The sequence below is a fragment of the Saccharopolyspora aridisoli genome (assembly GCF_004348445.1).
Classification (GTDB): Bacteria; Actinomycetota; Actinomycetes; order Mycobacteriales; family Pseudonocardiaceae; genus Saccharopolyspora; species Saccharopolyspora aridisoli.
In genome coordinates this window covers 1-11,670 of the sequence record NZ_SMKV01000039.1, presented here as the reverse complement: position 1 = coordinate 11,670, position 11,670 = coordinate 1, and the positions used below count along the sequence as shown (strand labels likewise).

Below are 11,670 nucleotides of genomic sequence, written 5' to 3'. Positions count from 1 at the left end.
GTCAGCCCTCCTCGACGGGCGCCCAGTGCGGCCGGGCGCGTTCGATGGCGGTCAAGTAGTCGTGGTAGCCGCGGTCGTAGAACTCCACGGCTCGCGGATCGGGGTGCACGACGCGGCGGTCGGCGGCCCACTGCTCCCGGTCGACGGGGTCGCCCAGCGAATCCCACGCGGTCATCGCCGCTCCCCGCGCGCCGACGCCCTCCTCGTGCGGGACGTTCAGGGGTCGGCCGAGGACGTCGGCGAAGATCTGGCTCCACGCCTGCGAACGGGCACCGCCGCCGCAGGCCGCGACCTCTCCGCTGAGCCCGGCGCTCTCCAGGTTGTGCCGGGCGGCGTAGGCGACCGCCTCGCACATCGCGCGCACCATGTCGGCGGGCGTGGTCTCCAGCGAGAGCCCGGTGAACTGGCCGCGCGCCCGCGAGTCGACGAACGGCGCGCGCTCGCCCGACGAGGACAGGAACGACAGCGCCGACACGCCACCGGCTCCCGGCCGGCTCTGCGCGAGCATGGTCTCCAGCTGCTCGACGCTCGATCCCGTCGTCGACAGCACCCAGTCCAGGTTGGCGGTGCCCACCATCGCGGGCATCACCCGCAGGTAGCGCTGCGGGATCGGTGTGGCCAGCCACATCCCGGCGGGCTCACCGCGGGCGTCGATGACGACCTCGTCGCGCAGCACCTGGCAGCCCAGCGTCGTGCCGATCACCAGGCTGCCGTCGCCGATGTCGCTGACGCCGGAGCCGAAGGCGCAGGCGGGCAGGTCGAACGGCCCGGCTGACACGGGAAGCCCCGACGGCAGGCCGAGTTCGGCCGCGGCCTTGCCGGAGAGCGCGAAGAGCTTGCCGACGGGGGTGGTGTCGGCCAGCAGGCGGCGGTGCTCGGCGATGCCGCAGGCTTCCAGCGCCTCGGTCGAGTACTCGCGTTCGGGCACGTCGAGGAACGGCATCGAGGCGTCCGAGGCGTCCACCGTGACCTCACCGGTGAAGCGCTGGACGATCGCGTCCACGCAGTACCCGGCGACGGCTGCGCGTTCGAGGCGTTCCGGCTCGTGCTCGGCGAGGTGGGCCAGCAGCGGCCCGGCCGAACCGGGGAACATCCCGGAACCGGTCAGCGCGTGCACCTCGCGCTGCACACCGCTGGTCTCCCAGTCGCGCAGCACACCGGCGGCGCGGGCGTCCAGCCAGGAGATGGCCCGCCCGACGCTGCGCCCGTGCTCGTCGCGCAGCCACAGCCCGTCGCCCTGGCCGGTGATGGCCAGGGCCTGCACGGGTTCGGTGGCCGCGACCGCGATCTGACGGACCACTTGGACGACCGAGTCGACGACCTCGTCGAGGTCCTGCTCCACCAGTCCGGGCGCGGGCCGGTGCAGAGCCGAGCGCACGCCGCGGGTCAGCAGCGCCGACCCGTCGCGGCCCAGCAGCGATGCCTTGGTCACCGAGGTGCCGACGTCCACTCCGATGATCATGGCCGCAGGTCTCCGAACTTCGCCAGCACGTCCGGGTTGGCCACGAACCGCGGCCGCTGCCCGTCGAGGAACCTGGCGACCTCGCCCGCCACGATCTCGGCCGCCCGGTGCGCGGTCTGGCGAGTGGCACCGGCCAGGTGCGGGGTGGTGATCACGTTCGGCGCGTCGAACAGCGGCCAGTCGCGCGGCGGAGGTTCGATGTCGTAGACGTCGACCGCCAGCGCGCCGAGCTTGCCGGTGCGCAGCAGGTCGGGCAGCGGCGCGTAGTCCAGCAGCCCGCCGCGCGCCGAGTTGACCAGCACCGCGCCTTCCGGCAGCAGCTTGAGGTTGTCGGCGTTGAGCAGGTTGCGGGTCTCCGGGGTCAGCCGCGCGTGCAGGCTCACCACCGAGCTGCGCCGCAGCAGTTCCTCGAGCTCGACCAGTTCGACGCCCTCGCCCGCGACCTCGGCGGCGTTCGCGAACGGGTCGGCCACCAGGACGTTCGCCCCGAACGCGCGCAGCACGCGGGCGACGATGCGACCGATCGCGCCGTAGCCGACGAGCCCGGCGGTCGAGCCTTCGAGCTCGATGCCCGCGTTCTCGTAGGCGTAGTAGTCGCCGCGCCAGTGGCCGTCCTTGAGCTCGGCGTCCGAGCCCGGGATGCGGCGCAGCGCGGCGAGCATGAGCCCCACCGCGAACTCGGCTGCGGCAGCCGCGTTGCGGCCGGGCGCGTAGCTGACGATCACCCCGTTGTCGGTGGCGGCCTGCAGGTCGACGTTGACCGGGCCGCCCCGGCACACGCCGACGAACTGCAGGTTCTCGGCGGCGTTGAGCACGTCTCCGGTGAACGGCGCCATCTGGGTGGCGACGATCTCGTTGCCCCCGAGGGCGTCGAGCAGCCGCTGCTCGGTGCCGCTGGCCTCCTGCACGTTGCCGACCGGGCCGAACGGCTCCACCGGCCACGGCAGCTTCAGCGTGTCGAAGCGCAGTTCGCGCGTGGTCGCGCGGCGCAAGGCGTCGACGAACACCTCGGGGTGCACGAAGTGGTCCCCGGCGGCCAGTACGCTTGTCATCTCCAGACTCCTTTGTCGCGAGGTGTGCGAGCTCAGCTCAGTTCAGCGTGCCTGCGGCAGCGATCCGACCAGCTTCAGCCGCACGTCGTCGAGGTCGGTGGCGATGTGGGCGGCTCCGGCGAGCGCGTCCTCGGCAGGCGGGTAGTCACCGTTGGGGATGGCCACCACCGTCATGCCCGCTCGGGCGGCGGCGCGCAACCCGTTGCTGGAGTCCTCGACGGCGAGGCAGTGCTGCGGCTCGTGACCGAGCTTCTCGGCCGCGGCCAGGTACACGTCGGGACTCGGCTTGCCGCGCGGCACCTCGGCGCTGGACACGGTCGCCGAGAAGTGCGGGGTCAGCCCGTGGCGGTCGAGGACGGCGTCGATGAGCCGCCGCGGCGCCGAGGAGGCCAGCGCGATGGGCGCGCGGGCGGCGACGTCGGTGACCATCTTCTCCGCGCCCGCCAGCAGGTCGATCTCGCCGTCGTCGAGCGCGGTGATCATGTCGTCGACCACGATCCGCTCGGTCTCGGCCGCGGATTCAGCGGCTTGGCTGAACTCGGCGAGGAACGCGGCCCACTCCGGCGCGCTCATGCCCTGGACCTGCCGGGTCTCCTGCCCGGTCCAGGTGCGTCCGCGAGCCGCGGCGAAGCGGGTCCACATCCGCTCCCACAGGTGCTCGCTCTCGACCAGGACGCCGTCCATGTCGAACACGACCGCGCTGTGGGCGCTGTTCGGCCGATCCGGCTGGGTCATACGTACCTCCCGCCAATCACTGATGCACCCAAATTAACACTCTCAGCGTTAACTGTCACTAGCAGAGTGATACTCCGGCAGGTCCGCATCGCTCAACGCACCCGACGAGGCAAGATGAGCGCATGGCGTCAGCACCGAAGAAGCAGTCCCCCCGCCTCCAGCGGCAGCAGAAGATCGTCGATCACGTGCTCTCGCAGGGGTTCGCCAGCGCCGCGGAGCTGTCCACGCTGACCGGGGTCAGCCTGATGACCGTGCACCGCGACCTCGACGACCTGGCGACGCGGGGCCTGCTGCGCAAGTACCACGGAGGGGTTTCGGCCCAGCCGTCGACGGTGTTCGAGTCCAGTTCGGACTTCCGGTTGCACACCCACACCGCCGAGAAGGAGGCGCTGGCCGCCGACGCCCTGCGGTTCATCACGCCCGGCATGTCGGTGATGCTCGACGACTCCACCACCGCGCTCGCGCTGGCCAGGCTGCTGCCGGAGGTCGGTCCGCTGACCGTGGTCAGCAACTACCGGCAAGTCCAGGAGGCCCTGCGCGACGTGCCCGACATCCGACTCATAGGACTCGGCGGCGAGTACTCGCGCACGCACGACTCCTACCTGGGCCTGCCGTGCCAGGAGATGATCTCGACGTTCTCGGTGGACATCGTGTTCCTGTCCACCTCGGCGATGAACGCCCGCCTGACCTACCACCAGGAGCAGGAGATCGTGCTGGTCAAGCGGGCGATGATGGGCAGCGCCACGACGAAGGTGCTGATGATGGACGCCAGCAAGGTCGCCCGCTCGGCTCTGCACCAGCTCGCCCCGGTCAGCGCCTTCGACCACGTCCTGCTGGCGGGGAAGCTCGACGACGCCCTGGTCGAGGAGATGCGGGAAGAAGCCGACGTCCAGCTCTCACCCGTGGACTGACACGACCACCCGGGACGGTGACGTCGGAGCGCGCTCTGCGAACCGAACCGAATTAACATCTTGTGCGTTAACTTCAACAGGGTGCATGATGGCCGACATTCGTTGGCTAGGTGCGGCGACGCACCGACACATCCGACCTTGTTGGAGACAGTGATGTCCCGAACGTCCGCAGCCGGCTACCCGGGCTTCCTCGACCGCATAGGCATTCCGCGGCAGCTCTTCTGGGGTTTCGTCGCCGTGCTGATCTTCATGATCGGCGACGGCGTGGAGACCACGTTCCTGTCCGACTACCTGCAGCGACCCGAGGGCGGTGCGCTACCCGGCGCGGTGGCCTCCTTCGCCACGGTCACGCTCTACGGCGTCGCGGCCATGATCGCGGCGTGGTTCTCCGGAACGCTTTCCGCGATCTGGGGCCCGCGCCGGGTGATGTGGCTCGGCGGTGCGTGGTGGATCGCGTTCGAATGCTTGTTCCTGTTCGTGGCGCTGCCCTCGCACAACGGGGCCTTCATCGTCGCGACCTACGGCATCCGCGGCCTGGCGTATCCGCTGTTCGCGTTCTCGTTCCTCGCGTGGGCGCAGGTCGCGAGCCCGACGAAGATGCGCGGTTCGGTGGCCGGCTGGTTCTGGTTCGCCTTCACCGGCGGTCTGCCGACGCTGGGTGCCGCGCTGGCGGCGCTGTCGATCGGCGTGTTCGGCCTCAGCGACTACCAGACCCTGGTGCTGTCGCTGGTCGTGGTGACGTTCGGCGTGCTTCTGGGGTCCTTCGCCGTGCGCGAGGAGCACGGGCTCAAGCCGATCGCCGATGAGACGGTGGAGAACCCGCGCAGCCTCAAGCGGCTCGCCGAGGGCGTGGACATCCTGTGGCGTGACCGCCGGGTGCTCGCCGGTGGCCTGATCCGCATCGTCAACACCGCCCCGCAGTACGGGTTCTTCGCCATGTTCCCGTTCACCTTCGGGCCTGCGGCACCGGACGGCGGGTTCCTGACAGCGGCGCAGGTGGCGTCGTTGGCGTCGATCGCCTACGGCGCCAACATCGCGGCCAACCTGTTCTTCGGCGTGTTCGGCGACCGCTTCGGCTGGCGCCGCACGGTGACCTGGTTCGGTTGCCTGGGCTGCGCGATCGCCACCCCGCTCTGGTACTTCAGCTCGGTGGCCTCGCAGAGCTTCGCCGTGGCGGCCGTGCTCGGTGTGGTCTACGGCCTGCTGCTGGCCGGTTTCGTGCCGCTGTCGGCGCTGATGCCCTCGATGGTCGCCACCAAGGACAAGGGTTCGGCGCTGGCGGTGCTGAACTTCGGCGCCGGTGGCGCGGCCTTCGTCGGACCGGTGGTGGTGACGGTGCTGTACCCGCTGGTCGGAGGCGGTGGCGCGACGATCGTGTTCTGCCTGATGTACCTGGCGGTGGGCGTCCTGTCGCTGCGCATGAAGGACGAGAGCGACCCCGGCGAGCACCGCGCCCCGCGCGCCGGAGCACCGGAGGCCGCGGGGGCTTCGGCCTAGGGAACGGAGAAGGTCCTGATCAGGCCGTCGCCCGTGAGGGCGGCGGCCTGATCTCCGTTCGGGGACAACGCGGGTTGCGCTTCGACGGGGCCGAGGGTGGTCGTGCCGTCCGGCCGGAAGATCTGCAGGAGTCCGTCGGCGTTGCGGGCGGCGAGCACCGGGCCAGGGGCCATAGCCGGATCGGAGATCGCCTCGGCGTCGATGGTCCACACCCGTCCCCAGCCCGCGTACTCGGCCAGCACCACCAGATCGCCTCGGGAGTCGCGGTAGGCCGCGTACCCGCTCGTGGTGGCGATGGCACCGACGGGGTGTTCGGAGGAGGCGACGGGCACACCGCATCCGGACTCGGTCAGCCGCCAGTGCAGCATCCCGCTTCGGGAGGCGGCCATCACGTGGATCTCGCCGCTCCCCGATGCCAGCACCGAGACCTCGTCGCCCACGTCGGAACCGCCGAGCCGGCACCACGCCCCGGTGTCGCGGACGCTCACCCCGCCGCCGGAGTCGCGGACCGCGACCACCACGCGACCCCGCACCGACACCGCCGACGGCGGCCCGAGGTCCACGCGCGGTTCCCGCGGTGGCGGCACGCCCAACGATCGCCACGACCTGCCCCCGGCCTTGAGCCACACCGCACCCGAATCCCGGTCCTGCACCACCACCGTCGCAGGATCGGCGAAGGACGCGGACCCTTCGCGCGGGGCGAATCCGGGTGTGTCCACAACCGAATCCCCGACCACCAGGTCACGCCCGCGCACGTGCGCGTGGCGACCGCTGGTCAGCCACCGCGATCCCCACGGCCTGCGCAGGCGCATCGCGGCGAGCCAGGCGTCGTAGGGCTCATCGAGGCTGACCAGCGGATCGTGCTCGGCGTAGCGGGCGAACACCGCGCGCTTGTCGGCCACCACGCGTTGCGGGAGGTTCGGCGGCGCGTCGGCGACGTTGTAATCGCGGTAGTGCAGCAGCGGAAGATCGGTTCCGATCAGCGCGGTTTCGGTGAACCGAGCGGTGGCGAGGTGGTCGGGGTGGTCATGGGCGCTCCCCCACTGCTGTTGGTGGCGCGGGTCCGGTCGCGGGTCCTGCGTGCGGACCAGCGTCGGCGCGAACTCCTCCCGGAGGCGGATCAGCGAATCGATCACCGATCTGCGGTCGTGGGTGGTCACGGGCACGATCGACCCCGTAGCGGCGACGGTCTCCACGCGGTGCGCCGGGTCCCGCCAGAGCCTGCTCAGCGCGTGCCGAGCACGCGGATCGTTGTCATCGGGCAGGCCGAGGAACACCAGACCCACCGAGGGCCGCTGGCGGAGCCGGTGCAGTTCGGCCGTCCGTCCTCCGGGTAGTTGCAGAGCCGAGCGCGTCCAGTCGTCGGCGACCCCGGCCATCGCCGCGAACGCGGCGCGAGCACCGGCCAGGCGGCTCGCCGCGTAGTCCGCGGGCAGTTGCACGTCGCTCTCCCCCGCGGTGAGGAAGACCGTCGTGACCCGAGCACCCGAGCGGATCGCCAAGGGCACGTCCGGACTCATGAAAAGCATGTCGTCGTCGGGGTGCGCCACCATCTGCAGGTGCGACGGCCTCGGTGAGCCCGCCGCCGCGGCCCCCGGCGCCACCAGCAGCAACGCGATCGCGAGCAGCACGGCAGTCCTCATCGCGCCCACCGCCACGACATCCACAGCGCGCCCAGCGCCCCGGTCACCACCAGCAGCAGCCCCGCTTGGACACCCGGTGGCGACCACGACAGCCTCAACGTCCCGCCGGCGATCTCGCGCGGAACCCGCACGTTCAGCAACCCCGCTCCGGTTGCGGAGACCGGCACCGGACGTCCGTCCACAGTGGCCCGGTAACCGGGCCAGAACAACCGCGCGAACACGAGGTCCCCGCTCCCGTTGAACCTGACGGTCTCGGTGCGCGCGCCGCGCTGCACGTCCTCCAGCACCTCAACCCCGCGGGCCACGCTCAGCCGCCCGCGCGGCCACGGGACCGGCGCGATGCGGCTGAGCACGACGACCTCGCCGTTGCGGTGCGCGACGCGCCAGCCCGGTGGCGGCTGGGCGACCTCGCGCAGCCGTCGCTGCACCACGACGTGGGTGGCCTTGAGCTGGTCGGCGAGCCGATCGGGACCCCACAGGCGGTCGTACGCGCGCGGACAGGTTCCGCCGAAGTAGTTGAGGCACAACGACGTGTGCATGGCGTCGTGGCCGATTCCCGTGTAGGACACCAGGCTCGAGACACCGGCGGCGGCCGGCATGTTGCCGAGCAGCAGATCAGACCACGCGCTGCGGTCGGCGATCCGCTCCGGCGGTATCCGCTCGCGTGCCGCCACCTGCACCACCGTGCCGTCGCGCAGCGACGCGTGGGCGCGGCGCAGCGCGTCGACGTCGGTCGGGAAGTTGTAGTCGGCGACGTCGCGGTTGATCGGGAACCACAGCAGGTGGAGCCCCAGCACCAACGCCGTTCCCAGGTGCAGCACCGCGAACAACCTGCCGCGCAGGGCCAACGCCAGCAGCCCGGCGACCAGCACCAGTCCGACCAGGTGTTTCGGCGCCTGCGCGGGCCAAGCCGCGAAGGCCAGGTAGCCACCTGCCACCACCAGCAGCGCAGAGGCCGCCGCGCGCGTCGAGGCGCGGTCCCGGCGCAGACCGCTGGACAACGCCACCGACAGCAGCACCGCCACCGCCAGGTGCAGGACCGCGATGTGCCGCAGCGGCCACCGGAACATCCACACGTTCGACGGGCCCAAGCACAGCAGCGCGAAGCAGCCCGCGACCAGCACCACCGCGGTGCACCGCCGCCACGGCACCTCGCGCCATTTCAGCCAAGGCAGCAGCGGAACCGCGAACCACGACAGGAAGGTGGCGGGAACCGTCATCCGGTAGTCGCCGAAGGAGATGATCTGCGGCAGGAAACCGGGCGTGCTCGCGTTGAGCAGGTCGCCGATGCCCGGTACCAGCAGACCGGAGTTGAACAGCTCGCGACCCGACCGCCAGCCCACCGCGGCGGTCGCCAGCACCGGCCAGAACACCAGCGGCAGGCACGCGGCCACCGCGACACCGATCGCGATCAACCGGCGCGGGCCGAATTCGACCGCCAGCGCGGCGAAGACCAGGCACAACGCGAGCAGGCCGTACGGATCACCGGCGGAGACGCACAGGTAGCACAGCACGAACGGCAGCACCGCCGGCGCGCCTCCGGCGAGGTACCGCCGCAGGGCCCACCACGCCCACGGCAACCACGCCAAGCCCATCAGCCCACCGGCCCAGCTCGCGGCCTGGAAGTGAAGCACGAACCCCGACCCCGGCAGCGCCACCGACATCACCGACGCCGCAGCGGGTTTCGCCTCGCAACCTCGGCACAGCAGGTACGAGCCGACCGCCAGCAGCACCAGGAACTGGATCTTCACCACCGCCGCGGCGACCGCCAGGTCACCGATCAGCGCGACCACGACGAAGTCCAGCAGGTGCACCGGGTTCCAGATGCCGAAGAGCGACTCGGCGGCCAGGTTCCCGCCCATCCACGAGTCCGGCTCCAACCCCAGCGCCCACTCGCCCGCCAGCAGCCGCTCGCCGAGCCGGTGCCACATCGGCAGGAACTGGGCGGCGCTGTCGTCGGCGAAGTAGAACGAGCGATTGACCAGCAGCGGCAACGTCCCGAGCCCGACCACCGCCAGCCCCACCCCGGCGGCACCGCGCCACTCACCGCTGTGCGGGCGGGTCAGCGCCGCGCGGCTGGCCATGAACGTCACCGGCACCAGCCCGAAACCCACCAGCGGCGCGAGCCTCGGATCGACCCCGAACACGGCGACCGCCAGCGCCACCGCCGAGGTGCTCACGCCCAGCAGCACCAGACTCGCCAGCGGGAACAGCAGCAACGAGCGCCCGCTCGGTGGCACCCGGAAGGTGAACCGGCAGTTCAGCGCGTAGGAGCACAGCATCGCCGCGCCGGTGGCCAGCACGTGCGCCAGGAGGTACGGCAGCACCAGCCACAGCGCCAGGTACACGGCCCAGTGCACGCCGGTGTTCACCCCGCCGACCAGGGCGAACCGGCCGAACTGCGAGGATCCGAGCAGCCGCCGCATCACGGAACCAATCCCGCGTTGCACAACCGGTGCTGGCCGGGAAGCGGATCCGGTACCGGGCCGTTCTCCTTGACCAGGTAGTGCGGCCGCCGCCGGGACTCGGCGTAGGCGCGACCGGCGTACTCCCCGAGCACGCCGAGCATGAGCACCTGCACACCGCCCAGTCCGAGGAGCACGGTCGGCCAGCGCTCCTCGTCGTCGGCGAGCGCTCCGAGCACGCCCGCGAGTCCGGCGACGAGCAGGCCGAGGTAGATCGCCGGGCGGAGCGGCTTGTCGTTGAACGCGGTCAGCCCGTCGATGCCGTGATCGACCAGGTCCGCCAGACGCCACCGCGACTCACCGGTCTCGCGCGGCACGTTGCGGTAGGTGACCCAGCCGGTGTCGAAACCGATCCAGGCGAACAGGCCCTTGGAGAAGCGGTGGTGCTCGGGCAAGGACAGCAGCGCGTCGACCGCGCGCCGCGACAGCACCCGGTAGTCCCCGGCACCGTCCTGCAACCGCACGTCCAGCCACCTGCTCGCGAGCCGGTAGTAGGCGCGCGACGAGGCGGTCCGCCAGGCCCGTTCGCCGGATCGGCTGCGCCGCGCGACGACCTGGTCGTAGCCGGTGTCGAGCAGCAGCATCATCCGGGGAAGCAGTCGCGGTGGGTGCTGCAGGTCGGCGTCGAGCAGCGCCACCTGGCCTCCGCGGGCGTGCCGGAGCCCGCAGAGCATCGCGGGCTCCTTGCCGAAGTTGCGGCTCAGCGACACGTACCGGAACCGAGGGTCGTGCTCGCTGAGGCGCCGAGCCTCGGACAACGTGCGGTCGGTGCTGCCGTCGTCGACCAGGATCACCTCGTAATCCCGGACGTGTCCGGACAGCGCCTCGACCAGCGCGTCGTGCAGCCGTTGCAATCCGTGCTCCTCGTTGAAGCACGGCACGACGATCGACAGGTGCATGGTGCAGTTCTCATCCGTCTCGGGGCCGGCGGCCCGCGCACCCCGGAACTCCCGGAAAACGCTGCGGGCCTTGCTGGATCGCCCCGAACCATGCCCGGCGCACCCGCCTCCACCCCCTCCCAACACACCGGCGAATCCCCCACCTCAGCGTCGAATCCTCAACGATGAACCGGATTTCAACGGAAATCCGTCCACGTGGATCCGGTGGTGGGAGATGCGGTGTTGGGGGACCGGTGGCCGGGTGGTGGAGCACCTACCTCCGGAACGCTCGATGGACGCACCGGTGGGGATGACCGGCGGACCTGGTGCGGCACCGGGGTGTGCGTGATGGCAGGCTGGTTCGCATGTCGTCCGCATCGTTTCCTCGCCGAAGCGCGCGCACGCAGGGGTTCAGCCTCGGTGCGCCACGCAACTTCACCGTCGTCGGCGACGGCGCGCGCGTCCTGTTCCTGCGCTCCACCAGCGGTACCGACCGCACCACGGCGCTGTGGGCGTTGGACACCGCCACCGGAACCGAGCGGTTGCTGGTGGACCCGGCGAAGCTGGCCGAGGACCAGGTGACCGCCGAAGAGCAGGCCCGGCGGGAGCGCGCCCGGGAACGGGCGACCGGCATCACCGGCTACAGCACCGACCGCGACGGCGAGCAGGTCGTGTTCACCCTGTCCGGGCGGCTGTTCATCGCCGAGGTCTCCACCGGCGACGTCCACGAGCTCCCGGTCCGGCAGCCGGTCGCCGACCCTCGCCCCTCCCCCGACGGACGCCACATCGCCTACCTCTCCGCTGGTCAGCTCCGCGTGATCGCAGCCGACGGCTCCGGCGACCGCGCTCTGGCCGAACCGGACGGCGACAACGTCACCTGGGGAGCCGCCGAGTTCATCGCGGCCGAGGAGATGGACCGCCACCGCGGCTACTGGTGGGCGCCCAGCGGCGAGGAGCTGCTCGTCACGCGCGTCGACGAAACCCCGGTCCAGCACTGGTACCTGGGCGATCCCGCCCACCCCGACCG

At 71.3% G+C, this 11,670-nt stretch carries 9 protein-coding genes; 3 read left to right on the top strand and 6 right to left on the bottom strand.

Annotated features, from left to right (window positions below):
- Position 1: 1 nt before the first annotated feature.
- The 3 genes from E1161_RS22925 to E1161_RS22915 are packed head-to-tail and all read right to left on the bottom strand — an operon-like array spanning position 2 to position 3,249.
- Positions 2 to 1,462, bottom strand: coding sequence for an FGGY-family carbohydrate kinase (locus E1161_RS22925; protein WP_132626652.1), 1,461 nt, complete (start codon positions 1,460 to 1,462; stop codon positions 2 to 4).
- Positions 1,459 to 2,514, bottom strand: a complete 1,056-nt coding sequence (locus E1161_RS22920) for a 2-hydroxyacid dehydrogenase (protein ID WP_132626650.1) — start codon at positions 2,512 to 2,514, stop codon at positions 1,459 to 1,461. Before E1161_RS22920 ends, E1161_RS22925 begins: the two co-directional genes overlap by 4 nt.
- A 42-nt stretch (positions 2,515 to 2,556) precedes the next feature.
- Positions 2,557 to 3,249 (bottom strand): HAD family hydrolase, encoded by a 693-nt coding sequence (locus tag E1161_RS22915; protein WP_132626648.1) that lies wholly within the window; start codon positions 3,247 to 3,249, stop codon positions 2,557 to 2,559.
- 122 nt (positions 3,250 to 3,371) lie between these two features.
- On the opposite strand from E1161_RS22915, the gene E1161_RS22910 reads away from it, so the two are divergent.
- Both E1161_RS22910 and E1161_RS22905 read left to right on the top strand, forming a co-directional pair.
- Entirely contained in the window at positions 3,372 to 4,160 is a 789-nt protein-coding gene (locus E1161_RS22910; protein ID WP_132626646.1) for a DeoR/GlpR family DNA-binding transcription regulator, read from the top strand.
- Between the two features lie 153 nt (positions 4,161 to 4,313).
- Positions 4,314 to 5,657, top strand: a complete 1,344-nt coding sequence (locus E1161_RS22905; protein WP_132626644.1) for an MFS transporter — start codon at positions 4,314 to 4,316, stop codon at positions 5,655 to 5,657.
- Here E1161_RS22905 and E1161_RS22900 read toward each other — a convergent pair.
- Genes E1161_RS22900 through E1161_RS22890 form a run of 3 tightly spaced genes read right to left on the bottom strand, consistent with a single transcriptional unit; the run spans position 5,654 to position 10,664 of the window.
- Positions 5,654 to 7,300 (bottom strand): PIG-L family deacetylase, encoded by a 1,647-nt coding sequence (locus E1161_RS22900; RefSeq protein WP_132626642.1) that lies wholly within the window; start codon positions 7,298 to 7,300, stop codon positions 5,654 to 5,656. The two genes, E1161_RS22905 and E1161_RS22900, sit on opposite strands and share 4 nt — an antisense overlap.
- Positions 7,297 to 9,726 carry a GtrA family protein gene (locus E1161_RS22895; protein ID WP_132626640.1) on the bottom strand — a complete coding sequence of 810 codons (2,430 nt, stop codon included), beginning with the start codon at positions 9,724 to 9,726 and terminating at the stop codon, positions 7,297 to 7,299. Before E1161_RS22895 ends, E1161_RS22900 begins: the two co-directional genes overlap by 4 nt.
- Entirely contained in the window at positions 9,726 to 10,664 is a 939-nt protein-coding gene (locus tag E1161_RS22890) for a glycosyltransferase family 2 protein (protein ID WP_132626638.1), read from the bottom strand. Before E1161_RS22890 ends, E1161_RS22895 begins: the two co-directional genes overlap by 1 nt.
- A 344-nt stretch (positions 10,665 to 11,008) precedes the next feature.
- Here E1161_RS22890 and E1161_RS22885 point away from each other — a divergent pair.
- Positions 11,009 to 11,670, top strand: a 662-nt coding sequence (locus E1161_RS22885; RefSeq protein ID WP_207920361.1) for a DPP IV N-terminal domain-containing protein, incomplete at its 3' end; no start/stop codon positions are given.

Coding starts and splice junctions, on each gene's coding strand:
- E1161_RS22910 (WP_132626646.1), top strand. CDS start 3,372: ATGGCGTCAGCACCGAAGAAGCAGTCCCCCCGCCTCCAGCGGCAGCAG.
- E1161_RS22925 (WP_132626652.1), bottom strand. CDS start 1,462: ATGATCATCGGAGTGGACGTCGGCACCTCGGTGACCAAGGCATCGCTG.
- E1161_RS22920 (WP_132626650.1), bottom strand. CDS start 2,514: ATGACAAGCGTACTGGCCGCCGGGGACCACTTCGTGCACCCCGAGGTG.
- E1161_RS22895 (WP_132626640.1), bottom strand. CDS start 9,726: ATGCGGCGGCTGCTCGGATCCTCGCAGTTCGGCCGGTTCGCCCTGGTC.
- E1161_RS22890 (WP_132626638.1), bottom strand. CDS start 10,664: ATGCACCTGTCGATCGTCGTGCCGTGCTTCAACGAGGAGCACGGATTG.
- E1161_RS22905 (WP_132626644.1), top strand. CDS start 4,314: ATGTCCCGAACGTCCGCAGCCGGCTACCCGGGCTTCCTCGACCGCATA.
- E1161_RS22915 (WP_132626648.1), bottom strand. CDS start 3,249: ATGACCCAGCCGGATCGGCCGAACAGCGCCCACAGCGCGGTCGTGTTC.
- E1161_RS22900 (WP_132626642.1), bottom strand. CDS start 7,300: ATGAGGACTGCCGTGCTGCTCGCGATCGCGTTGCTGCTGGTGGCGCCG.